Origin of the sequence: Pseudarthrobacter sp. fls2-241-R2A-127, from assembly GCF_030209355.1 — a bacterium.
Classification (GTDB): domain Bacteria; phylum Actinomycetota; class Actinomycetes; order Actinomycetales; family Micrococcaceae; genus Arthrobacter.
Map to the genome: position 1 here is coordinate 192,268 of NZ_JARVSF010000012.1, position 23,385 is coordinate 215,652.

18 protein-coding genes and 1 pseudogene are annotated in these 23,385 nt (G+C 66.5%); 8 read left to right on the forward strand and 11 right to left on the reverse strand.

Going from position 1 to position 23,385, the window contains the following annotated elements; translation table 11 throughout:
* Window positions 1-21: 21 nt before the first annotated feature.
* Window positions 22-3,699 (reverse strand): methionine synthase, encoded by a 3,678-nt coding sequence (metH, locus tag QRN53_RS10100; protein WP_285243877.1) that lies wholly within the window; start codon window positions 3,697-3,699, stop codon window positions 22-24.
* 149 nt (window positions 3,700-3,848) lie between these two features.
* Between metH and QRN53_RS10105 the strand changes: the two genes are divergently transcribed.
* The 3 genes from QRN53_RS10105 to QRN53_RS10115 all read left to right on the forward strand — a co-directional run bounded on the left by QRN53_RS10105 (window position 3,849) and on the right by QRN53_RS10115 (window position 5,472).
* The gene (locus tag QRN53_RS10105) at window positions 3,849-4,316 is read left to right on the forward strand and encodes a nuclear transport factor 2 family protein (protein ID WP_285243878.1); all 468 of its coding nucleotides are present in this window, start codon (window positions 3,849-3,851) and stop codon (window positions 4,314-4,316) included.
* Window positions 4,316-4,882, forward strand: coding sequence for a TetR/AcrR family transcriptional regulator (locus tag QRN53_RS10110; protein WP_285243879.1), 567 nt, complete (start codon window positions 4,316-4,318; stop codon window positions 4,880-4,882). Before QRN53_RS10105 ends, QRN53_RS10110 begins: the two co-directional genes overlap by 1 nt.
* A gap of 233 nt (window positions 4,883-5,115) precedes the next feature.
* Window positions 5,116-5,472 (forward strand): hypothetical protein, encoded by a 357-nt coding sequence (locus QRN53_RS10115; protein ID WP_285243880.1) that lies wholly within the window; start codon window positions 5,116-5,118, stop codon window positions 5,470-5,472.
* A 197-nt stretch (window positions 5,473-5,669) separates the two neighbouring features.
* Here QRN53_RS10115 and QRN53_RS10120 read toward each other — a convergent pair whose 3' ends face one another.
* Complete coding sequence (locus QRN53_RS10120; RefSeq protein ID WP_285243881.1) at window positions 5,670-6,053, reverse strand: hypothetical protein; 384 nt, start codon at window positions 6,051-6,053, stop codon at window positions 5,670-5,672.
* Window positions 6,054-6,648: 595 nt separating this feature from the next.
* On the opposite strand from QRN53_RS10120, the gene QRN53_RS10125 reads away from it, so the two are divergent.
* Complete coding sequence (locus QRN53_RS10125; protein WP_285243882.1) at window positions 6,649-8,322, forward strand: alkaline phosphatase family protein; 1,674 nt, start codon at window positions 6,649-6,651, stop codon at window positions 8,320-8,322.
* Window positions 8,323-8,404: 82 nt separating this feature from the next.
* On the opposite strand, the gene QRN53_RS10130 is transcribed toward QRN53_RS10125, so the two are convergent.
* Both QRN53_RS10130 and QRN53_RS10135 read right to left on the reverse strand, forming a co-directional pair.
* A complete protein-coding gene (locus tag QRN53_RS10130) occupies window positions 8,405-9,142 on the reverse strand; it encodes a COG4705 family protein (protein ID WP_285243883.1) in 738 nt (245 codons plus the stop codon).
* 439 nt (window positions 9,143-9,581) lie between these two features.
* A complete protein-coding gene (locus QRN53_RS10135) occupies window positions 9,582-10,634 on the reverse strand; it encodes an LLM class flavin-dependent oxidoreductase (RefSeq protein ID WP_285243884.1) in 1,053 nt (350 codons plus the stop codon).
* A 170-nt stretch (window positions 10,635-10,804) separates the two neighbouring features.
* Between QRN53_RS10135 and QRN53_RS10140 the strand changes: the two genes are divergently transcribed.
* Entirely contained in the window at window positions 10,805-11,767 is a 963-nt protein-coding gene (locus QRN53_RS10140) for an alpha/beta fold hydrolase (RefSeq protein ID WP_285243885.1), read from the forward strand.
* A gap of 135 nt (window positions 11,768-11,902) precedes the next feature.
* Window positions 11,903-12,169: a YciI family protein gene (locus QRN53_RS10145; RefSeq protein ID WP_285243886.1), complete on the forward strand. Its 267-nt coding sequence runs from the start codon at window positions 11,903-11,905 to the stop codon at window positions 12,167-12,169.
* Between the two features lie 6 nt (window positions 12,170-12,175).
* Here the strand turns inward: QRN53_RS10145 and QRN53_RS10150 are convergent, their stop codons facing one another.
* The 6 genes and pseudogenes from QRN53_RS10150 to QRN53_RS10175 form a co-directional block, all read right to left on the reverse strand.
* On the reverse strand, window positions 12,176-12,697 hold the full coding sequence (locus QRN53_RS10150; protein WP_502934838.1) for an SRPBCC family protein: 522 nt from the start codon (window positions 12,695-12,697) through the stop codon (window positions 12,176-12,178).
* Window positions 12,698-12,842: 145 nt separating this feature from the next.
* Window positions 12,843-14,588, reverse strand: a complete 1,746-nt coding sequence (locus QRN53_RS10155) for an alkaline phosphatase family protein (RefSeq protein WP_285243887.1) — start codon at window positions 14,586-14,588, stop codon at window positions 12,843-12,845.
* A 119-nt stretch (window positions 14,589-14,707) separates the two neighbouring features.
* Window positions 14,708-16,186, reverse strand: a complete 1,479-nt coding sequence (locus QRN53_RS10160) for a polysaccharide deacetylase family protein (protein ID WP_285243888.1) — start codon at window positions 16,184-16,186, stop codon at window positions 14,708-14,710.
* A 102-nt stretch (window positions 16,187-16,288) separates the two neighbouring features.
* A pseudogene (locus QRN53_RS10165) lies at window positions 16,289-16,955 on the reverse strand (intradiol ring-cleavage dioxygenase); the annotation flags it as partial.
* A gap of 334 nt (window positions 16,956-17,289) precedes the next feature.
* Entirely contained in the window at window positions 17,290-17,925 is a 636-nt protein-coding gene (locus QRN53_RS10170) for a GntR family transcriptional regulator (protein WP_285243889.1), read from the reverse strand.
* A gap of 120 nt (window positions 17,926-18,045) precedes the next feature.
* Window positions 18,046-18,951, reverse strand: a complete 906-nt coding sequence (locus QRN53_RS10175; protein ID WP_285243890.1) for a LysR family transcriptional regulator — start codon at window positions 18,949-18,951, stop codon at window positions 18,046-18,048.
* Between the two features lie 128 nt (window positions 18,952-19,079).
* Here QRN53_RS10175 and QRN53_RS10180 point away from each other — a divergent pair, with 128 nt between their 5' ends.
* Together QRN53_RS10180 and dctA are read left to right on the forward strand one after the other, a co-directional pair.
* Window positions 19,080-20,216, forward strand: coding sequence for a PrpF domain-containing protein (locus QRN53_RS10180; protein ID WP_285243891.1), 1,137 nt, complete (start codon window positions 19,080-19,082; stop codon window positions 20,214-20,216).
* A 55-nt stretch (window positions 20,217-20,271) separates the two neighbouring features.
* The gene (gene dctA, locus QRN53_RS10185) at window positions 20,272-21,582 is read left to right on the forward strand and encodes a C4-dicarboxylate transporter DctA (RefSeq protein ID WP_285243892.1); all 1,311 of its coding nucleotides are present in this window, start codon (window positions 20,272-20,274) and stop codon (window positions 21,580-21,582) included.
* Window positions 21,583-21,995: 413 nt separating this feature from the next.
* Here the strand turns inward: dctA and QRN53_RS10190 are convergent, their stop codons facing one another.
* Entirely contained in the window at window positions 21,996-23,384 is a 1,389-nt protein-coding gene (locus QRN53_RS10190; RefSeq protein WP_285243893.1) for an NtaA/DmoA family FMN-dependent monooxygenase, read from the reverse strand.
* Window position 23,385 lies beyond the last annotated feature (1 nt).

Sequence of the window (23,385 nt, forward strand, 5' to 3'; positions counted from 1 at the left end):
ACACCGTAGGCCGGCGCCAGCTCACACCTTGAAGTACTTTGCCTCCGGGTGGTGGAACACGAACGCGTCGGTGGACTGTTCCGGGTGCAGCATGAGCTCGTCGCTCAGGATGACGCCCATGCGCTCGGGCTTCAACAACTCGGTGACTTTGCGGCGGTCCTCCATGTCCGGGCAGGCGGGGTAGCCCAGCGAGAACCGGGCGCCGCGGTAGTCGAGCTTGAAGTAACCTCCCGTGTCTTTGGGTTCCTCGGCTGCGAACCCGAGCTCGTTGCGGATGCGTGCGTGCCAGAACTCGGCGAGCGCCTCGGTGAGCTGCATGACCAGGCCGTTGAGCTCGTAATAGTCGCGGTACTGGTTGGCCGCGAACATCGTGGAGGTGAACTCTTCGATCTTGGAGCCGGCGGTGACCAGCTGGACCGGCAGCACGTCGATTTGCCCGGACCCGCGGGACTTCACGAAGTCGGCCAGGCAGAGGTGCCGGTCGCGGCGCTGGCGCGGGAAATTGAAGCGCAGGCGGTCGGTGCCAAGGGGGCCGCCTGAACCACCGTCCGGGGCGAGCAGACCGGCGTGGCCCAGGACGCCGTCGGGATCCTCGCCATGGTGCAGCACCACCACCTGATCGCCCTCGGAGACCACGGGGAAGTAGCCGTAGGCCACGGAAGCGTCCAGCATGCCCTCGCCCAGGATGCGGTCCAGCCAGTAGCGCAGCCGCGGCCGGCCCTCGCGTTCCACGAGTTCCTCATAGGAGGCGCCGTCCTCGCCGCGGCCGGGCTTGAGGCCCCACTGACCCATGAAAGTGGCGCGCTCGTCCAGGAACGCGGAGTAGTCGTGGAGCGAGACGCCGCGGACAATGCGGGTGCCCCAGAACGGAGGCGCGGGGACCGGGTTGTCGGTGGCGACGTCGGACCGGCCCGGCATGGCGTCCGGCTCGGTGACAGTGAACTTGGGCCCGCCCTTGTGGATACGCTTCTTCAAGGGCGGCAGCCCCACGGAGTCCGGGTCCTCGCCGCGGGCCACGCGCACCAGCGGCTCCATGAGGGCGAGGCCCTCGAAGGCGTCCTTGGCGTAGCGGACGGTCCCCTCGAACTGTTCGGCCAGGTCCTGCTCCACGTAGGCGCGGGTGAGGGCGGCACCGCCCAGGATGACCGGCCACTTCTTGGCCAAGCCGCGGGACTGCAGTTCGGCGAGGTTTTCCTTCATCACCACGGTGGATTTCACCAGCAGGCCGGACATGCCGATCACGTCGGCGTTGTGTTCCTCGGCGGCGGCCATGATCTCGGCGATGCCCTGCTTGATGCCGATGTTGATGACCTTGTAGCCGTTGTTGGTGAGGATGATGTCCACCAGGTTCTTGCCGATGTCGTGCACGTCGCCGCGGACGGTGGCGATCACCATGGTGCCCTTGCCGGAGGAGTCCGACTTCTCCATGTGCGGCTCCAGCAGGGCCACCGCGTTCTTCATGACCTCGGCGGACTGGAGCACGAACGGCAGCTGCATTTCGCCGGCGCCGAAGCGTTCGCCCACCACTTTCATGCCCTCGAGCAGGTGGTCGTTGATGATGCCCAGAGGCGTCATGCCTTCGCTGCGGGCCAGGTCCAGGTCCGCTTCGAGGCCCTTGCCTTCGCCGTCGATGATGCGATGTTCCAGGCGTGCGCCCGTGGGCAGCGCGGCGAGTTCGGCGGCGCGCTGGTCCTTGAGGGCGGCGGTGTCGACGCCGGCGAAGAGGTCCAGCATGCTGGCCAGGGGATCGTAGGTGGTGTTGCCGTCGGCGTCGTATTCGCGGCGGTCCCAGACCAGGTCCAGGGCCACCTTGCGCTGTTCCTCCGGGAGGGAGGCGAGCGGGACGATCTTGGCGGCGTCGATGATGCCGCTGGTCAGGCCGGCCTGGACGGCTTCGTGCAGGAACACCGAGTTCAGCACGATGCGGGCGGCCGGGTTCAGGCCGAAGGAGACGTTGGAGACGCCGAGCGTAGTGTTGATGCCCGGGTACTTCGCGGTGATCTGGCGGATGGCCTCGATGGTTTCGATGCCGTCGCGGCGGGTTTCCTCTTGGCCGGTGGCGACGGGGAAGGTGAGGCAGTCCACGATGATGTCCTCGACGCGCATGCCCCACTCGCCCACCAGGGCGTCGACCAGGCGGGAGGCGATGGCCACCTTGCCCTCGGTGGTGCGGGCTTGGCCCTCTTCGTTGATGGTCAGGGCGATCACTGCGGTGCCGTGTTCCTTGACCAGCGGCATGATGCGGGCGAAGCGGCTGTTGGGGCCGTCGCCGTCCTCGTAATTGACCGAGTTGACCACGGGGCGGCCGCCGATGAGTTCCAGGCCGGCCTGCAGGACGGGCGGTTCGGTGGAGTCGATGACCAGCGGGAGGGTGGAGGCGGAAGCGAAGCGGGAGACGATCTCCTTGACGTCGGCGACGCCGTCGCGGCCCACATAGTCGACGCAGACGTCCAGCAGGTGCGCGCCGACGCGGATCTGTTCACGGGCGATGTCCACGCAGTCGTCCCAGCGTTCTTCGAGCATGGCTTGGCGGAAGGCCTTGGAGCCGTTGGCGTTGGTGCGCTCACCGATGGCCAGGTAGGCGGACTCCTGGTGGAAATTCACGTGCTGGTAGAGGGAGGCCACGCCGGCTTCGCGCTCTTCGGGGACCCGGGCCGGTCCCGTGGCACCGCTGGTGCCCGTACCGCCGCCGGTGGTGCCGGCGTCGGCCGCTTTGCTGATCTTGCGGAAGGGGGCAAGGCGTTCGACGACGGCGGCCAGGTGTTCCGGCGTCGTACCGCAGCAGCCACCCACCAGGCCCAGGCCGAATTCACGCAAGAACTGTTCGTGCGCGGTGGCGAGCTCGGCGGGGGTGAGCGGGTAGTGGGCGCCGTTGGCGCCCAGGACCGGCAGGCCGGCGTTGGGCATGCAGGCGATGGCGACGGAGGACTGCTTGGAGAGGTGGCGGAGGTGTTCGCTCATCTCGTCCGGGCCGGTGGCGCAGTTCAGGCCGATGGCGTCGACGCCGAGCGGTTCCAGGGCCGTGAGGGCGGCGCCGATTTCGGAGCCCATGAGCATGGTGCCGGTGGTCTCGACCGTTACCTCGACGAAGATGGGCAGACGGACGCCCTTGGAGACGATGGCCTGCTTGCAGCCGTTGACGGCGGCCTTGGTCTGCAGGAGGTCCTGGCTGGTCTCGATGAGGAACGCGTCAGCGCCGCCGTCGATCAGGCCTTCCGCCTGCAGGGCGAAGGTCTGCTTGAGCCAGCCGTAGCTGGTGTGGCCTAGGCTGGGGAGCTTGGTGCCCGGGCCCATGGAGCCGAGGACCCAGCGCATGCGCCCGTCTGTTTCCTCCGCAGCCTCGGCGCGTTCGCGGGCGATCTTGGCGCCCTTTCGTGCCAGTTCTTCGATGCGGTCATCGATGCCGTAGTCGGAGAGGTTGGACCAGTTGGCGCCGAACGTGTTGGTTTCCACCGCGTCGATACCGGTGGCGAAGTAGGCGTCGTGGATGTCCGCGATGACGTCCGGGCGGGTGTCGTTGAGGATCTCGTTGCAGCCCTCGAGGTTCTGGAAGTCCGTCTCAAGCTGCAGGTCCCGGCCTTGCAGCATGGTGCCCATGGCGCCGTCGGCGATGACCACCCGGTGGTTCACAGCGTCCAGGAGCTCCTGGGAGCGGACGGGGCGGGGGACGGACTCGATGTCCAGTGCGAAACGAGGCATTTAATCAGGTTACGGGCGGGGAGCCAGTGTTGCGCTCTGTGTCCGGATACTACGGCCGGAAGGAAAGTGTTGACGGCCCCATCAGACTTCTGTACTTTTAAGTACAGAGTTAACCGATCGGTACACTCTTCGATTGAAAGGACCCTTCCATGACACGACCGCCCCTTCCTCCGTTCGATGAAGCCTCCGCCATCCTCAAGGTGCGCAGCGCCGAAGATGGCTGGAACACGCGCGATCCTGAACGCATTTCCCTCGCCTACAGCGAGGACAGCTGGTGGCGCAACCGCTCCGTCTTCCTCTCGGGCCGCCCGGCGATCGTGGACTTCCTCACCGGCAAATGGGACCGGGAGCTGGATTACCGGCTGATCAAGGAGCTCTGGGCCTACACCGGGGACGTGATCGCGGTGCGCTTCGCGTACGAGTACCACGATGCGGCCGGCCAGTGGTTCCGCGCGTACGGGAATGAGAACTGGCGCTTCGACGATAATGGGCTCATGACCCACCGCCACGCGAGTATCAACGACGTCGCGATTGACGAGTCCGAGCGCAAGTTCTTCTGGGACGCCCCCGGCCCCCGTCCCGCCGACCACCCTGGCCTGACCGAACTCGGACTCTGATGCCCCGCACCGTTCTTGACCGCTCGGACGCCGTCCTTGCCCTCGCCGGCGTCTTCCGCCGGCGGGGCTTCGAGAGCGGCTCACTTTCAGTGATCCAGCAGGAGACCGGGATAGGGCGGGGCAGCCTCTACCACTTCTTCCCCGACGGGAAGGCGGACATGGCCCGCGCGGTCCTGGCGCAGGTGCGGGCGTGGTTCGACGAGCAGGTGTTCGAACCGCTCCGCACGGCCACGGACGCCGCCCAGGCCGTAACGGCAATGTCCCGGGTGGTGGAAGAATACTTCGCTTCCCGGGAGCGGGTCTGCCTGTTCGCGGCGATGACCCTGGGGGAAGAACAGGAGACCTTCGCCGCGGAGGTCCGCGCATACTTCGCCGACTGGGTGGACGTCCTGGCGGGAACTCTGGAGCGGGGCGGGGCTGCCAAGCCCAAGGCCGCAGGCCTTGCCGTGGACGCCGTGGCAGCAATCCAGGGCGGCCTGATCATGACCCGGGCCCTGAACGACGATGCAGTGTTCTCCGGGATCGTGGCCCGCGCGAATGAGCGGCTGCTCGCAGCGCTGGGTTGACGGGGCGGGGCCTTTCTGGGTGAGGCGGCGTTCCGGGCGAAGGCGGCGTTCCCGGCCAACCCCAGTTCGGGGTGCGGGCGCCCGGAGCATGGACTCCCCCGCCGGCCACCCACTCCCCGGCAGCAGCCCCCGTCCGGGCTGCACGTGAAGATGTACTCCGCGGTGCACTCTTTGCCCTCGCGACCGTTCCCGTAGGCGTTGCCGCCTGGCTGGTGCTGTGGAGCATGGGGTGGGTGGCATCCATTGTTGCCTTCATCGCCGCCGCCGGGGCCGCCCGGTTGTATGTGCTGGGGACCGGAGGAATCATCAGCCGCCGCGGCGCCTGGGTGGTCACGGCCGTCACGCTCGGGACCGTGGCGCTCTCCTTCTGGGGCGGGATGCTGGTTGACATGGCCAAGTACCTGGGCGGCGGATCCCCGCTGTTGATGCTTGCCGACGCCGGGACCTGGGACCTGCTTCTTTACAACCTCACGACAAACCGGCACCTGGTGGACGGGTACGCGGGCGACTTCCTGATTGCCCTGCTGTTCAGCGCCCTGGGCTGTTTCTATACCCTCCGCCGCCTGTTCGCCCTGACCCGGACCCGCTAACGGGTGCGGCCGGGCATCTGGCCTTGTCAGCCTGGCAGCTGGGATTACGGTGCAGACAATAAGGCGAGCCCCTCCTCTCGGTGAAGAGTAATCCCTTTCAGGTCACCTGGTGGGCTTACCGTCCTTTGAGCTGCGGGCGGAGCCCTCCCGATTAGGGGTAGCAGGGCGTAGCGGCCGGGTTCGGGTCGCCCACGTCTTCAGTCTCCGCCGGGACGTCCGGTGGTCCGGTCGGCTTTACCGCGACCACGAATTACCAATGTGAACGTGGAGGCGGCAGCAAGAACGAGCATGCTGGTCAACCACCCGCCGGCTATCACCAGCTGTGTGAATTTGTCGGCGTTCTCAAACGGGGTCAGGGACTGCCCGGCTACCACCACTTTGCCGGCGGCATACCCGGTGACGACGGCCAGGCGCAGACCAGGCTCCGGTTGCCACGTGATGGCATCGGTTCCGCCGGCACGCGTGGTGTCCAAAACGCCTGGCGGCAGGTTGGGCACGTCCCCATGGAGGGTGACCGTGCTGTAGATAGGTTTGTTGTCCGGCCCGTACAGCATCACAAACGTGCCGCTGTCTTTCGTCAATTCCAGATGCGGTCCGCCTGCAGGGTCTGACCCGATTTGCTGCAACTGGAGCGCGACGGCTGCAGCCGGTGCATTGTTCACTGCTTCCCGGCCAGTGTGCTGAAGCGTCAGATACACACTCGCAAAGATAATCGTGACAACGACAGCCGCTGCCAGCCACGCCGCTATTCTCTGCATGCGACCATCATCCACCCGCCGTGACCCGGCGTCAGGAAGAAGTTCGGGCCCCCGGCTCCTGCTGTGCCCTTTTGATCCGGGGCAGGACGGCGCTTCGGAGCCGGGGTTGAGGAACCGGCTGCCGACGTGACCAAGCCGTCCTCCAGACTCCATGATGCCGTCGCCCGCAGAGGCGGGCTAACAGGTGGAAAGTGAGCCTTTTCGCGGTCGAACGTGAATCGGTCCAGTTCGGAGCTCCGGTGGCAAGTGCCGTCGACTGTGAGTTGCCAGAGAGTCCTGTGACGCGGGGTTGAACCCGGGGTGAACCTTACGCTGCCGCTCCCGAAAACAGGGATAGAGGGCTCGTCCGTGGGCAAGAATTTCCCCGGGGACAGGCACATCATTCCGTGGTTCTACTTTTTCGAAGGGACTTAAGCTGATGAAGTCAGCAAAGCAAACTCGGGCCGCCGCCGCGGTCCTCGGCGCCGTTATAGTGGTCGGCTCTGCCGTAGCACCGGCGACGGCCAATGACGGCAAGCCCGGCAACGACGGCGAGGCCGGCACAGGGGAAACGTCCAAGCACGTGTTGCTGCTCTCGGTGGACGGACTGCATCAGAAGGACCTGGACTGGTACGTCGGAGCCCATCCGCAGTCGGCGATGGCCACACTGGTGAACCACGGCACAAGCTACACCCACGCCCAGACTCCCGTGCCCTCCGACTCCTTTCCCGGCATGGTCGGCCAATTCACCGGCGGCAACCCCGGCACCACCGGAATCTATTACGACGACACGTTCAACCGGTCGCTGCTACCGGCAGGGACCAACGACTGTAAGAACACGGCACCCGGCACCGAAGTGGCACTGACCGAGGCGGCGGACAAGAACCCGCTGGCCCTTGACGCCGGGCAAGGCCTGACCGGGCTGCCCTCCAGCATCATGAACATGACAGGCCAGCCCGGCTCGCTGCTCAATCCCGCAGCTCTTCCGGTGGACCCCGCCACGTGTAAGCCCGTCTACCCACACCAGTATCTGAAGGTCAACACCGTCTTCGAAATCGCCAAAAGCGCGGGCCTGACCACCGCATGGTCAGACAAGCACCCAGCCTACGAAATCCTCAACGGACCCTCCGGCAAGGGGGTCGATGATCTCTTCACGCCCGAGATCAACAGCCAGGCACCCGCGCCGTTCACCGGCGACTGGACCCAGGACAACGCCGCAACGCAGCAGTACGACGGCTTCAAGGTCCAGGCAGTCCTGAACGAAATCGACGGTAAAGACCATTCCGGGACCAAAACCGCAGCCGTACCGGCAATCTTCGGCATGAACTTCCAGTCGGTCTCCACCGCCCAAAAGCTCCCGACATCGGACGGGCTCACCGGCGGCTACCTTCCCGGCGGCACCGCACCAGGCCCGCTGCTGAGCAAAGCCCTCGACTACGTCGATGCGGCCGTCGGGAAAATGGAATCTGCCCTGTCCTCCGCCGGGCACGCCAAGGACACGACCATCATCCTCTCGGCGAAACACGGGCAGTCACCCACCGACCCGAACCAACTCATCAGGGTTCCGGACAGCGCCATCATTGATGGACTCAACACTGCTTGGAAAGCAGGCCACCCCGCCTCGGCCGACCTGGTCGCCTTCTCCACCGACGACGACATCATGCAGCTCTGGCTCTCCGACCACTCGCAGGCAGCCGCCAAGTTCGCCAAGGATTACTTAACATCCCACGCGGCGACCGGGAACGACATCAACAGCGCCACCAGAACCGTAGCCACTTCAGGACTCAGCACGGTCTACGCCGGAAGCGACGTCGCCGACTACTTCGGCACGAAAACCAGCGACCCCCGCTACCCTGACATCCTCGGCATCGCCCGGACCGGCGTCGTCTACACCGGCGGCAAAGCCAAAATCGCAGAACACGGGGGCGCCTCGGCCGACGACCGGGACGTTCCCCTGGTCATCGCGGGTCCCCACGACGAGAAGCCCCGCACCGTCACCAGCGCCGTGGAAACCACACAAATCGCCCCGACAATCCTGAAAACCCTCGGCCTGGACCCGCGGAAACTTCAGGCAGTGCAGATCGAGGGAACCCAAACCCTCCCCCGGCACTGACACACCCGCGGTCCTGAACTTCGGAGGGCTTCCCGGAACATACTTCGCGGAAGCCCTCCGCTGCCTTTCTCGGCAACAGCCTTCACTCTTCGCCGGAGCCTAGCGCTGCCCCGCCGCGGCGGGATAGGTAGGCGACCACCAGGCCGATGACAATGGCCAGGACGAGGCTGATGACGCCGGTGCCCCAGCCCAGTCCGCCACGGTCCGGTGAGACAGCTATCCAGTCGGCAAAAGAAGCCCCCAGCGGACGGGTAACGATATAGGCGCACCAAAAAGCGGGGATGGCACCCAGCCAGCGGCGCCAATACGCCGCCCCGGCCATCCCGAACAGGACAGCAAACACGGCACCGGAACTGAGGTATCCCAAATTCAGGCTGTAGGCAGTCCAGTCCCCAGCGGCTGTCCCCAGGGCAAAGGTGCCCAACACCGCGGCCCAGTAGAAGGTTTCCCGGCGTCCGGTGTCCACGCTGTGAATCGACAAAGTCTTCTCAGTCACGTACCAGAGCACGAAGACCATAACCAAGGTGACGAAGAAGAGAGCCACGGACGCGACGTACGGGACGCCCAGCACGACGTGTACCGCGTCAGCGGCCATCGTGCCGAAAACGCTAACCATCGCCACTGCCGTCCAGTAAACCCAAGGAACATATCGTCTAACCGCGAACTGCAGGGCGAGGGCAGCGGCCAGCGCCACCCCTCCGCAGGCAAGCGCCACGACGGGATCCATAACGTGGACCAGAAAGTCTGAGGCGGTCTCGCCCATCCCCGTGGTCAGAACCTTCGCCACCCAAAACCAAATGCCGACTTCGGGGACCTTCACCCCGATCCGACGAACATACCCGGCTCGGGCCAGCGATGACTCATTCAGTACTTGGATCGGTTTACTCCCCGGGACTCGAGGCTCGCGCGCGTCATTCACCCGGTGATTGTCCCGGTGAAACCTGTGGATCTCCTGGGGGACACCCTGCCCTGGGGCAATTTCGTAGCTAGTTTTGCGCTCCGCCGCTTCGGGCCTAGCTCTTCGGTGCAAGACCGAGGCGACTCTTGTGCTGGCCGCCGTAGAACAAGTTTCGGGTCACGGCGTCGCGGGAAACCCTTCTCAAATCAGTTCAGATCGAATTCCCGGTAAGCGTGACCGCCCTGCTCTTCCGGCATCGGGATGTTGCGTTCTCTTCCAAAGCGTTCAAACCTGACAGATTGGACCTTTGACGGGTCTGCAGATGAGCCGCCCCGGGAAGGGGTCTACTAAACCGCGCCTCTTATGACGCCTGCCGGTCGCCACCCGCCGGCGCCCACCCCAGCGCCGGACCCAGCTTCCCCGCAATGTCGGTCAGGATCTGCACGTAGTCCTCATGGTCGAAACTGAACGGCAGGGCGAACGCCACCTCGTCCACTTCCTGGAACCCGGCGTGGGCGTAGAGCTGCTCGGCGATCTCCTCGCTCGTCCCGATCAGATCAGCCGCGAACATCATGCCCCGCGGCCCCTGCGGCGCGGCAGTGCGCGGAGTCCGTTCGTCCACGTACCGCTGGTACTTCTCCCGCTGGGCCGGCGATGCCGAGTCAGTCGGGATCACCACCAAGCCCTGCGAAACCCGTGCCCCGGTATGTCCAGCCAAAGCAGCGCCCTTCCGGAACGCCCGGATCTGTGACTGTTGGACCAAGGCAAAGTCCGGTTCCTGGTCCTTATCCGGGAAGATCACGCTGCTGGAGAGCAGGTTAAACCCGTTCGAACCGGCCCACTCCGCTGACTTCGAGCTGGCGGCCCCATACCAGAGCCGCTCCCGCAGGCCCGCGGAAAACGGCTCTACCCGGTTGGAGAACTCCTCGACCACGCCCTGCTTGCCCGAAAACTCCCGCACCGGCTCGCCCGCCACAAACCGTGCAAAGCGCTCCACCCGGGCGTAACTGAAGTCCTCCACGTCCGCCGTATCGGGGTAGAGCTCGTGCCTCACGGTGTCGTACTGCATCGGCTCCCCCACGCTCACTCCGGGATTGATGCGCCCTCCGGCAAGCAAATCAACGGTGGCCAGGTCCTCGGCCAGGCGCAGCGGATTCTCCCAGCCCAGCGGCGTCACCGCAGTGCCCAACTCAATCCGGGAGGTCCGCTGGCTGGCGGCCGCCATCACTGCCACCGGAGAAGAGATGCCGAACTGCAGGTGCCGGTGCCGCAGCCAGGCGCTGTCGAACCCCAACTGCTCACCCAATTCAATGATCTGCAGCGTCGACTCATGCCCCGCCGCAGGATCAAGAGGATCAAAGAGCCCAATGGTGAGGAAGCCAAGCTTGCGCAATGTACGGTCGGGCTGCGGCATGGCTTCCTCCAGGATCCGGGGATGGGGCTGGTCTTCAGACTAGGCGTTAGGACAGAGCATGAACCAACATGTCCCGATTGTCCCAGACCATGGCAAAGCCTTGACGGCGCCGTCCACCGAGGCGTTAGGCTCACCACGAGCCAGCGACGGCGCAGGCACGGGAGGAACACATGTCACTGCAGGAAATCGAGTTCACGTCCGCCAACGGCCGCGACACCATCCAGGCCTGGGTCTACGAACCCACCGGGCAGCCGAAGGCCATCGTGCAGCTGATCCACGGGCTCGGCGAGCACTCCCGCCGCTACCTCCACCTCATCTCCACCCTGGTGGACGCCGGATTCATCGTGGTGGCAGGTGACCATGCCGGGCACGGGCGCACGGCCATGCAGCAGGGCACCTGGGGCGACGCCGGCGAGGACGCCGCCAGCGTGGTGGTCGCAGACGAGGTCACCCTCCAGGCCAAGGCCAAAGCGGCGCTCCCCAAGCTTCCCTACGTGGTGTTCGGCCACAGCTGGGGCTCCATGATCGCCCGCGGCATGGCCGTCGACCCGCGCGCACAGCTCTCCGGCCTGATTCTCTGCGGCATCGCCGCCCAAATCCGGGGCATCAAAACAATGATCAACCGGCCCGAACTGGCACGACTTGCCTCCGGCGAGCGCGGCGCCGAGCCCGCACCCCAAGAACTGGTGGGCCAGATGTTTGACGGTTTCGTGGGCCGCTTCGGCGAAAATGCGGGCCCCACTGCCTGGGTCGCGCTGGACGTCGACGTGGTTGCCGACCACGGGCGGGACCCTTTCAACAACTTCGGCGCACCGCTCAGCGCCCGGTTCCTGCAGGGCTTCGTGGACCTCTACGACCAGGTCAACGCCGACGACTGGTACAAACAGCTCCCCGCCGGCCTCCCCGTGCTGATCCTCGCCGGCGACCAGGACCCGGTCACCAACTACGGCGAAGGCGCCTACCACGTGGCCAACCGCCTGGTGGATTCCGGCCACGCGGACGTCCGCACCCGCGTCTTTCCCGGCGTCCGGCACGAGGTGCACAACGAACCCACCACCCGCGCCGAGACGGAGCGCGAGACGGTCGAGTTCATCCAGCGGGTCGCGCAGGGACAGGACACCCCCGCGCCCTGACCACCCCTTAGGAAAGCAGCCCGGACAAAAGGCACGACGACGGCACGCGCCCAGCCGCCGTCGTCGTACCTTCCAGCAGGCGGGAGGGAGCCCCGGCAACCGCCGGGTGGTAAGTTCTGCCGCATGGAATGTGTGGTGCTGTACACCGTGCGCGCGGGCGTGGACCGCGCCCGGATCATGGAAACCTTCCCCCGCCACAAGGCCTTCTATGAGGCCTTCCACGCCGACGGCGGAGGCCTGGTGGCGCTGGGCGCGTTCGTGGACCCGGACCCGGCGGCCAGCTCCATGGGGATCTTCACATCCCGGCAGGAAGCGGAGCGGTTCGTCGCCGGAGACCCTTTCGTCACGGAGGGCCTGGCGGAGCCGCGGCTGCTCGACTGGAACTCAGTGCGCCCCGGCTAGGAGCACCTACGCCCGCGGCGGTGCCTCACCCGACCGCCGGCGGCGCGGTGCGAACGTGGGCCCGGCGGGTGCCGGGATCTTGGCGGGGTCGGCTCCCGGCCGCCGTCGGCGTAATTCCAAGGCCAGCGCCTCCTGACCGCGCGCCATCGCCCACCGATGGTTCGCGGCAAAGGCGGGCTTGAGCAGCCAGCTCAGCCGCCGCAACAGCGGTTTCGCCGCGCTGACCCGCCACTCGTAGGTGACCACCGTTTCGGGCCCGTCCTGCTCGAACGTCCAGCGTCCGGTGCCGTTGAGGTCGCCCCGCGCAGACAGGGCGAAGCCCTCCTCAGTGACCGGTTCGGTGAGGGTGAGCTCCCACGTGAGCGTGTAGGGAAGCCAGCCTTTGGTGTGGAGGAAGAAGGCCTTCCCGGTGCCGTCCGGGTTGCCTTTTTCCCGGGGCTCGACGGCCAGGTACACGGAGGGCCACCAGCGCGGAAGCGTGCCGGCGTCGCCCAGGATGTCCATGACCTCCCGCGGGGTCCCGGCCACGCGCCATACGGTCAGGAATTCTTAGTCGGTGCTGCTGTTCGAAGTGCCGGCCATAGGTGCCTCCACGGCGAGGATGAATAGTCGGCCCACAGTACCCACGGCGCTGTGGAGGGTCAACGGGCTGTTGCTTGAATGACCAGCGGCATCAGTAGGTGGCGGCGTTGGCGATCAGGTGCGGCGGCAGCGGCTGCTGGTTGAAGTCGAAGGCCTGCGTGAGGTCGCCCAGGATCGGGCTGTTTTCCCTGACGTCCGGGCGGGGGTCGGGCCGGCCGTCGGTGGCCGGATCGATGCGCTGCCCGTGCAGGAAGTCGTCTTCGATGAACTTGATATACGCGTCCTGGCTCAGCGTCTGGTGGTCGATGTACCCCTGCTTCGCGAAGGGGCTGATGATCAGGCTGGGGACCCGGAACCCGTATCCGTTGCTGTCCGCGGTGGGCGGTTGCACATGGTCGTAGAACCCGCCCCAGTCGTCCCAGTTCAGGAAGATGGCGGTGCTGTTCCAGTCGGGTCCGCTCATGATGGCGTTGATGAGGCCGGCCACGTACTGCTGCCCCGTGCTGATTTTCGCCGGCGCGTGTTCGCTCACCTTATCGGTGGGGGCGATCCACGTCACGGCGGGCAGCGCGCCCCTTCGGGCGGCGTCGTAGAAGTTGGTCAGGGGCTGGATGTTCCCCAGTTCCCCGTCCTGTTTGACGGTGTCGAAGTACAGCAGCGGGTTCCACAGGCCCGGCGTCGTGGCATCCTGCTTGATCGGGGCGCAGGTGGCTGCGTCATCCCGGCAGTCCGGTTCGGTGCCCTTGAAGACGTAGTAGTTCCAGGAGACGTGCTGTTGGTGGAGCAGGTACGTCAGGTCTGTCCAGGCGTAGTCGGGCAAGTGAAGGTGTTTGGCGGCGTCGGAGAGTTCCTGCTTCAACGCTGCCGGAACGTTCGCGGCGTCGACGGCGGCCTGGCAGGCCGGGTAGGTGTCATTGGGCTTGCAGCTGGCGTTGACCAGCCGGTCCACTCCTGCGGCCAGATCCGGACTGATGGCCGCCGCGGTCAGCGCTTCCTTGCAGGGTGCCAGGTCGGCCGCGGTCTGGCATTTCCCGATCAGTGTGTTGCCGATGATCTCGGGGTCGGGTCCGGAGTCCGGGTTCTGGAGCGCATTGGTGCACGACGCCGGGTCCCCGGCGGTGGTGCATTTGGCTGACCATTCAGAGACCAGGTACAGGTGGGCCGGAAGGCTCCAGGCGGAGGCGGAGGCGAACATGTGGTCCTGGAGCGTGAAGTTGCGGGCGTAGTCCCAGTACGTGGGGAGGTCCCGGCCATCGTGGTACCCCATCACATCCGTGGCGGTGGGCCGGTAGCTGCAGTTCGCCTGGGTGGCGGTGCACCCGGCCACGCCCTTTTCCGCCTGGGTCACGAAGCCGTCCATGGCCCCGTTGTCCACGTCCGCCACTTCGTCGTTATGGCTGTGCGGGGCACCCACGTTGGCATCGGCAGCATTGTAGAAGGGTTTGACGCACCCGCCGTTGGCCGGGTCCGGCAGGCACACGGCCGGTTCGTTGTTGACCATCGGTATCCCGTCGGCACCCGGGTACGTCCCGAAGTACGTGTCAAAGGAGCGGTTCTCCTGGGTAATGATCACCACGTGCTTGATCTTGGAAATCCCGGCGTCGGCGCTGACCGGTCCCCCGGCGGCGCCGCTTCCGGCGAATGCCAGGAGCGCCCCGAGGGCCAGGGCGATCCAGCCCGCCAAGAGGCTTTGGGACCGGGAGCGAGCCAGCCCAAGGCGGCGCAGGACTGTACCCCGCGTGAAGCGCCTCCCGGTGCTGAACATGGCGTCCTCCTGACGCTGCTCCTGCGAACCGGCCGCCACCGCATCAACACCATCCTGCAGGGGTCCGGCCAATGGGGTTACCCTCCCACACCCTCCCTACGCACCTGACGGGAATTTTCTGGGAACTTGCCCACAATCCACCGGCCCGCGGTGCGGACGCCAAAGGAGATCCGTAAACCCGGGTTCGCTGCCTAGGGGCGTGCGGGCCGGGACCTGTAGACGTGGCCAGGGACCAGCGGCGTTCCTTCGAAAAGCTGGGGGACGGACACCAGCCGGTAGCCCTGACCTTGCAGGGAGGCAATCAGCTCCTTCTGTCCGGAGATAGTGGTGGGCTGGACGTCGTGCATGAGCACCATGGCGCCGGGCGTGATTTCCTTGAGTACTTTGGGCACGAACACCGCCGGGTTCTTGCTCTGCCAGTCAAGCGAGTCCACTGCCCAGAGCATGAGGGGTTTGCCCACCGCGCCCTGCACGGCGGCATCAGCTGCTCCGTAGGGCGGGCGCATCATGGTGGGGGCGGTGCCGGTGGCGGCCAGAATGGCGGCATCCGTACGCTCAATTTCCTTTTTGACCGCGGGCGGGGACAGCTTGGTCAGATTACCGTGGCTGTAGGTGTGGTTGCCGATCGCGTATCCCGCGTCGGCCACCTCCTTTGCGGTGGACGGGTTGGCGGTGGCGTTGGACCCCGTCATGAAGAAGGTGGCTTGGGCGTTCGCCTCGTTCAGGATTTCCATCAGCTGCGGTGTCGTGTGGGCGTCCGGGCCGTCGTCGTACGTCAAAGCGGCGCACGGGACGATGTCGCAGTTCACGTGCCGGAGTGCCGGCGCCATCGCGGGACGCGGGACGGCGGCGGCGTTCAGCTGCTCCAGGACCTGCCGGCCGTAGTCACTAAGCACAGCCCCGGCCTCGGCGGCGTTCATGGTCAAGGTCACGTTGCCCCCGGGGTTCCCGGGAACCTCTGCGGACACCGCCAGCTCCCCGGACGGTTTCAGGACCAGGTCGCCTACCGGGACGTCCTGCCGGACCAGCGCGGCGATCTGCGCGGGGATGCCCACCATGCGCGATTGGATGCCCGGAACCGCCTCCGGCCGCACCAGCTCCGCGCCGCCACGGACAGCCCCGGAAACCGTGTCAACGTACACGGTTTCCGATCGCTCTGAGACGGTCCCGCCCGTCCCGGAAGTCTTCACTTTTTGGCGGACAACAATCACTGTTCCCGCAGCCTGAACGGGCGCCGCGGACACCGTCATCTCCTGGCCCTCGGGATGCTGTGCGTTCAGGGCCATCGCGGGCCGGTATCGGCCACCCACCGGCGCAGCCGCATCGAGGAGTCCCAGCAGCCACGAGTCGACATGCGTGTTCAACCCGGGCACCCCGTCAACGTAGGTCCAGGACGCATGCACACGGCGCTCCCCCACGTGGGCCGTCAAGGCCATCCCGTACCCGCCCGGCACCTCCACCGGTCCGTTCAGCGCATCCGAGAGCGGCTGGGGCAACGCCACGGTCTCCGGTTGGCTGGAAACCCGTTCGTGGGAGTTCAACGCCGGGTACGGCGCGCCGGCCATGCTCTCACCACCGCTGACGAGCGCCGCCGCGCAAATCGCCGCCAGGAGGACATGCAGGCCGGCCCGGGTTGCGTTCCCGCGGGTGCCACCCCAACCGTGCCCCATCGATCCGCCCACTCCTCCGGTGTTTGACCCCTTGATTGTCCCTTAATACCAGTCCAACATGACGGAACCGGGGCCGCGCAGGGAACGGACAGGTCCGCCGCGCTAGATGGTCACGTTGAGCCCCGCGGTGTAGCCGGCCGCAGCCGAACCGTTCATCGTTGCCAGCTGGTAGATGCCGCCGTCGTCGCCGAACACGTTGTCCGACTGCAGAGTGGTGCGGGCCATGTTGGTGATGCTGCGCTCGTAGCCGGGGGTGGGCGTAAACGTCGTCGCAGGCCGCCTTGGGCAACGCGACCTGGGAGACAGCCAGTACCTGCCCGGCGGCCGTAGCATTGTTCGTGGACTCGAACACCTCGAAGTGAATGGGCGGCCAGCGCCCGGAGTAGGCGGCCGGGAAGATCGACGTGAACGTGACCTGCCCGTTGGCGTCGGCTTCCTGCACGCCGCGCAGGTAGTTCTCGTTCTTCAGGCTCGAGTCGTACATCGAGTATTTCCCGTCCCGGTCGCAGTGCCAGGCGTACACCGCGGCGCCGGCCATCGGGGTGCAACCGTTGGCGTTGTCCAGGAGGGTCAGGGTGAACGTCAGCGGAACTCCCTCGGCCTTCGCTGAGGCAGTGCCGAAGCTCGAGGTAATGTCCCGCCGCACTACCCCGGTCGCTTCCAGGACGTTCGGGCCGTTGGAGCCATCGCCGGGGTAGGGTCCTGCGGTTTCCTCCGGGATTTCCACGCCGCACTCAGCGATGGCCCGGGTCAGTGTTGGAAGGGCGGTGGCATGGTCCAAGGAAACCGGACGGGGCTGTGCGGTGAGGCGGTTGAGGCTGTGCCGTTGCTGTGCGTCCGGACGGCCCCTTCCCCGCGGAAAACCTGCCCCGCAGAAAGTTACGACGCCGGCACCCGCCCCGCCGCCGTCGTCGTCCGTTCCAGCGAGGCCGGGCCAGCGCCCCAGGCGCCGGAAATGCGAGGCGGGGCAGGCCCATTGGAGCCTGCCCCGCCTCTTTGCACCGGCTGATTCCCTGCGCCCGACTTTCGGGTTTCCTGTTGCGATGGAGTATGCAGGAACATCTGCCGGCGGGCTTGAAGGGACGCTGCCGGGCAGGGTGTGCCTAGAGCGTCCGGGGGTCCTCGGCGTACATCTTCAACCTGATGGCCAGGGCCTCCGTCATGTGCCGGGCTGCCACATTGCCTGCACGTTCGGGGTCGCCCTCATCGATGGCTGCCAGCAGTTCGGCGTAGGCCGCCAGCACCGCCGGCCACCGGCCGGGGTAGGTCAGGGTTGTGAAGGAATACCGCCGCACCTGCTGGTCCAACCGCTCCAGCAGGCTGATCAGCGACGGGCTGTGGGTGGCGTGCCAGAGCTGTGTGTGGAAGGTGCGGTTCGTGTCCGCGAGCGCCCGCCCATCGTTGACGTCCAGATCGCGCATCTTCAGCAGCAGCGCGTTCAGCGAGCGCTTATCCAGCGGCGTTGCCTTGATGGCCGCCTTGGAAGCGGCGGCCTGCTCGAGGATGATTCGCGACTCGTAAATGTCGATGATCTCTTCGGCCGAATGCGTGCGGACCACCACCGCCTTGCCGCGCCGTTCGAGCAGGCCGTCCTGTTCCAGCCGCTGGAGGGCTTCCCGCACGGGCGTTCTTGAAGCACCGTACCGCTTGGTGAGCTTCGCCTCCGTCAGCGGCTCGTCCGGGGCAAAGACGCTCGCCAGAACGTCGTCCCGGAGCCGTTGATGAATGGGAGTGGCCACTGTTCCTCTTTCCCAGTTATTTCCGCATACCATTGTATACAGTCGTACGCAGAGATGCGGGGACGCCTTCCCGGGAGTGGGACGTGGCGCACTCCCGGCGGGAACGCGACCCCTCCTTCCTCAGGAAGCCTGACCTTTGGCGATGGAACGGAACACCTTGGTTGCCTGCTGCGCGGCCGGGCTGAGCCGCCGGTTTGCCAGGTGGGCAAGGAGGATCCGCCGCTTCGGAGAGCCGGCCAGTGGAACAGCTACGACGTCGGGCCGCAGGGCGGTCAGCGCAAGCTTCGGCGCCAACGCAATGCCGATACCCGCCGCCACCATGCCCTGCGTCTCCTGGTAGTCGTTGGCGGCAAAGGCGATCCGCGGCTCGAACCCCGCGTCACGGCATACCCGGCTGAGGACGTCGGCTACCGGGTGCTCGTCGCGCACCACCCACTCCTGGTCACTCAAGGAACCGATGCGGACCGAGCCCAGCCCCGCCGCTGGATGGTCCCGCGGCACCAGCAACACGGTTGGATCGCTCATCAGCCGGACCAACGTCAGATCGGGATCCTCGATTTGCTGCCAGGGATAGTCCCACAGCAGCGTCAGCTCGATTTCCCGCCGCCGCAGCCGCTCCAGCAGGCCGTCCCGGCGGGCGCTGACCACCGTCACTGCCACGTCCGGGTGGCGCGCACGGAACGCCAGCACAACGTCCGGCATCAAAGAGGCGCCAACAGTCGGAAAGGTCCCCAGCCGCAGCTGCCCCCGGCGAAGGCCCGCGAACTCCCCCATTTCGGCACGGGCAGCTTCAACGGTCCTGTCGATGTCGTCGGCGTAGTGCAGCAGGGCGTGCCCCGCCTCCGTAAGTACCACGCCCCGGGGATGCCGCTCGATGAGCACCACGCCCATCTCCTGCTCAAGTTTTGCGATCTGCTGCGACACAGCCGAGGTGGTGAAGGACAGGGCCGCGGCGGCGGAGGTCAGCGAACCGGAACGCCCCACTTCGCGGAGCACATGGAGCCGGTGGAGATCGAGGATTGCCATGAACTGAGTTTAGCAAAAGTAGATAGTCGTCCACTTATTTGCGATTGTGCTGAAGGCTCGCATCCCTGATCGTAGAAGTACAAGGCGCTGTGAAGTAGAGCACCTGCAAGTTACGAGGGAGAAATACAGTGGGACTCAGAGGACATTGGTACCGGGGCGGCACCAGCAAGTGCTGGCTCTTCGATGCCAGGGATGTGGCCCTCCACGCCCCCACCCGCGAGGACATCCCGGCACTGCTGTCAGCCGCTTTCGGCGCAGCGGACGCGCGGCAGTTGGACGGCGTCGGCGGCGGAACGTCCACCACGTCCAAGGCTGCAGTCATCTGGGCAACCCCCGGTGCCGAGGCAGACCTCGACTACCTTTTCGCCCAGGTGGGAATCGGTGACCCCACCGTTGAACTCGGTTCCAACTGCGGCAACTGCGCCACCGCCATTGCCCTGTTCGCAGTCCAGACGGGAATCGTTCCCGCCCGGGACGGCATGACCAAGGTCCGCATGCGCCACGTCACCTCCGGCGCGGTGCTCAGCGGAGCGGTTCCCACTCCCGGCGGCCACATTCCCAAGTCCGGCCTGGCCCGAGTTCCGGGCAGCAGCGCCGCCGGTGTTCCCGTCAGCCTCTCGTTCCACGGCCCCTGGGGCCAGAACACCGGCGCACTCCTGCCCACCGGCAACCCGGTGGACCAGCTTCAGGTCAACGGCCGGACCCTGGCCGCAACTATGGTGGACGCGGGCGCCCCTGCCGTGCTCCTCGCAGCCGACCAGGCCGGCGTCGATCTGTCCTCCATGACGGACAACCTCGCCGCCCGGCTGCCGGACCTCATCGCGGCCCGGGCGTCAGCCGGCCTCATCATGGGGCTGCGGAAGCCTGAGGACCCGCCGCAGAACGCTGTACCGAAAGTCGGCGTGGTGGCGCCCGCCGGCGACTACATCGCCGCGGACGGCACAACCATCACCGCCGGCAGCCACGACGTGCGGGTGCGGATGCTGTCCATGCTCGCACCCCACCCGGCCATCGGCCTCACATCAGCCGTGGCCGTGGCCCTTGCGGCCTCGCTGCCATCGTCAGCCGTGGCCAACGCGGCAGGCCAGCCCCCCACCGCCGGAAGTCCCCGCGTACTGCGGATCGGGACGCCCGCCGGCGTCATCACGGCCGACATCATCACCGATGACACCGGCGCCGTCAGCGAAGTGGCCCTCCACCGGGCGGCCCGCCACATCGCCACCGCAGACATCGACGTGGCCCCGGCCGCCGAACTGTCCGCCTGAATCCCTACCTCCCTGCCCCCTTATTAAGGGGCCGCACCAACCAGGAAGTTGTTCAATGAAGATCAAATCCATCCTCGGACACCTGTATGTCCAGGTGCTCATCGGAGTCGCCCTCGGCGTCGTTGTCGGCGCACTGTGGCCGGACCTCGGCGCATCGTTCAAGCCCATCGGCGACGGCTTCGTGAAACTCGTGAAGTTCATGATCGCCCCCATCGTGTTCTGCACCATCGTGGGAGGCATCACCTCGCTGCGGGACACCAAAAAGGTGGGCCCCACCCTCATCCGTTCCTTGGGCCTCTTTTACGCCCTGACGGCTCTCGCCCTGGCCCTGGGCCTGGCAGCCGTGATGCTGTTCCAGCCCGGCGCCGGCATGCACATCGATCCCACGCACCTGGACTCCTCGGTGGCGCAGAAGTACACCACGCAGCTGCCCAGCAGCAACCCCGTGGACTTCATCCTGAGCATCATCCCCACCACGTTCGTCGGCGCCTTCGCCGACGGTGAAGTCCTGCCCGTGCTGGTCATTGCCCTGCTGTGCGGTTTCGCGTTCAGCCGGCTCGGCGCACCGGGCAAGCTGGCACTGGACGTGGTCAACAGCTTCAACAAGCTGCTCTTCATCATGTTCGGCTACATCATGAAGGTGGCCCCGCTGGGAGCCTTCGGTGCCATGGCCTTCACCGTTGGCAAGTACGGCGCCCATTCCATCGGAAACCTCGGCATGCTGATCCTTGCCTTCTACGCCGCCTGCATCGTCTTCGTGGTGGTTGGCCTGGGCATCCTGGCCAAGATGACCGGTTTCAGCCTGTGGCAGATCCTGCGCTACTTCAAGGACGAATTCCTGATCGTCCTTGCCACGTCCTCCAGCGAACCCGTCCTGCCGCGGCTGCTGTCCAAGCTCGAACGGATCGGTTGCGACCGCAGCGTAGTGGGCCTGGTGGTCCCTACCGGCTACTCCTTCAACCTCACCGGCACGGCCATCTACCTGACCCTGGCTTCCATGTTCATTGCCCAGGCCTGCGACATCCACCTCGACTGGGGCCAGATCCTGCTGATGCTCGGCATGATGCTGCTGACCTCCAAGGGCGCGGCGGGCGTCACCGGCAGTGGTTTCGTGGCCCTGGTGGCGACCCTGACGGTCATGCCCACCCTTCCCGTGGCCGGCGTGGCCCTGATCGTTGGCATCGACCGCTTCATGAGCGAGGCCCGCGCCCTGACCAGCACGGTCTGCAACATCGTCTCCTGCGTGGCCATCGCCAAGTGGCAGGGTGAGCTGGACATGGCCAAGCTCCGCTCCGAACTCCAGGCGGGCTTCGTGCCCACCGAGGCGGAAAAGGTCCAGCTGGCCGAGCCGGTCCTGGCCCACTAACCGGCCGGCAGGCCACCACCCCCAGTGTTTGCCCGGGAGCCCAGCAGGGGTCCCGGGCAAACTCTTGCCAGGGGTACTAGTTCACAAGCCCCACGGAAAGGAACCGGAATGAGCGAGCGCCAAACGGAACAGGACACAGCGGAAGACTGCGACGCCGGCACGTGCTTCTACTGCCAAAGCCCGGAAACTGACTAGCGGCCCAGTTGTCGGCCGGGCAACGCACAGCAGGCCCTAAACCCACTGCTCCCACACTGTCAGCTGCAGGCTGACGGTCCCGGACGAGCCAGCCGCAACAGCAGCAGCCCCCGCGGAAGGTGCGACGGCGGCACCCGCCTTGCCGGCGTCGTCGTCCGTTCCAGCACAACCAGCTGTCCCAACAAAACCGCTCCGTCCGGCAAGACCAGTCCAGCGCATCAGGTGCGAACCGCCGCAACAGCCACGTCGGCTGTCCGCACCGGCGTTTCCAGCCCGAGGTGATCACGCAGCGTGGCGCCCCGGTATTCGGTGGGGTACACGCCGCGTTCCTGCAGCTCCGGCACCAGGTGGTTCACGATGTCATCCAGCCCGGTGGGGATCAGCCACGGCGAGATGTTGAACCCGTCCACGGCGCCCACCCGCGCGTACTCGGCCAGCTGGTCAGCCACCGCCGTGTAGGAGCCGGTGAAGGTGGAATCGATCCGGGCGGTCTTCGAGGTGACAAACTGCCGGATGGACAGCCCCTTGTCCTTGGCCTCCGCCCGCCACTGGTCCGCCAGCTGCCGGGCCTTGGCGCCGTGGAAGCCGCTGCCGCGCGTCTCTGACGTTTCCTCCACCACCGGATCGATCTCCGGCAGCGGCCCGTCCGGATCGTAAGCCGAGAGCTGGCGGCCCCAGAACTGCTCCAGATAGGCAACCGCCTGCTGCGGGCCGATCTGCAGGCTCCGCACCCACTCCTTCTTCTCCGCCGCCTCGGCAGAGGTACGCGCCAGGATGAACTCGCTGGCCGGCATGATCTGGACGGCATTCGCCCCGCGTCCGGCGGCCACGGACCGCTCCACCAGGTCCTTGCGGAACGCCACGGCGTCGTCGAACTTCGGGTGGGCGGAGAAGATCACGTCCGCCTGCCGGGCGGCGAAGTTCCGGCCTTCGGGAGAATCGCCGGCCTGGAACAGCACCGGCCGGTACTGGGCGCTCCGCGGCAGCCGCGGCGCCACGTCCACTGTGTAGTGCTGCCCCTCATGGCGCACGCGGCGGCCCGGACCGTCCGGGGTGTCCCACGAATCCCAGATCCGCTTGGCCGTTTCCACGAACGCCTCGGCGTGCTTGTACCGGTCCGCGTGGTCCAGGTAGCCGCCGCGGCGGAAGTTCGCCCCGGTCCAGGCGTTGTCCGTGGTGACGATGTTCCACGCCGCCCGGCCGCCGGAAATCAGGTCCAGCGAGGCCAGCCGGTGGGCCAGGTCCGCGGGATCGTTGTAGGTGGTGTTCTGGGTGGCCACCAGGCCGATGTTTGTGGTGACCGACGCGAGCGCGGCCAGCATGGTCTGCGCGTCCGGGCGGCCCACCACGTCCAGGGCGTGCGGGCGGCCCAGGTGTTCCCGCAGGCGGAGCCCCTCCCCCAGGAAGAACGCGGCGAAGAGCCCGCGCTCGGCGGTCTGGGCGATGCGGCGGAAGGATTCGAAGTCCGTCTGGGACCCGGATTCCGGGGCCTTCCAAATAGTGCCGGAATTGACGCCCTGGAAGAAGACGCCGAACTGGATCTGCCCGGACGGCCTGAACTCCTCCGGTGTAGAGGCGTCGGATTTAGCACGGGTGTGCTGTGTCATG

Excerpts from the sequence above, each read along its gene's own strand:
- metH (WP_285243877.1), bottom strand. The coding sequence starts at position 3,699 with ATGCCTCGTTTCGCACTGGACATCGAGTCCGTCCCCCGCCCCGTCCGC.
- QRN53_RS10105 (WP_285243878.1), top strand. The coding sequence starts at position 3,849 with ATGACACGACCGCCCCTTCCTCCGTTCGATGAAGCCTCCGCCATCCTC.
- QRN53_RS10110 (WP_285243879.1), top strand. The coding sequence starts at position 4,316 with ATGCCCCGCACCGTTCTTGACCGCTCGGACGCCGTCCTTGCCCTCGCC.
- QRN53_RS10125 (WP_285243882.1), top strand. The coding sequence starts at position 6,649 with ATGAAGTCAGCAAAGCAAACTCGGGCCGCCGCCGCGGTCCTCGGCGCC.
- QRN53_RS10135 (WP_285243884.1), bottom strand. The coding sequence starts at position 10,634 with ATGCCGCAGCCCGACCGTACATTGCGCAAGCTTGGCTTCCTCACCATT.
- QRN53_RS10140 (WP_285243885.1), top strand. The coding sequence starts at position 10,805 with ATGTCACTGCAGGAAATCGAGTTCACGTCCGCCAACGGCCGCGACACC.
- QRN53_RS10160 (WP_285243888.1), bottom strand. The coding sequence starts at position 16,186 with ATGGGGCACGGTTGGGGTGGCACCCGCGGGAACGCAACCCGGGCCGGC.
- QRN53_RS10175 (WP_285243890.1), bottom strand. The coding sequence starts at position 18,951 with ATGGCAATCCTCGATCTCCACCGGCTCCATGTGCTCCGCGAAGTGGGG.
- dctA (WP_285243892.1), top strand. The coding sequence starts at position 20,272 with ATGAAGATCAAATCCATCCTCGGACACCTGTATGTCCAGGTGCTCATC.
- QRN53_RS10190 (WP_285243893.1), bottom strand. The coding sequence starts at position 23,384 with ATGACACAGCACACCCGTGCTAAATCCGACGCCTCTACACCGGAGGAG.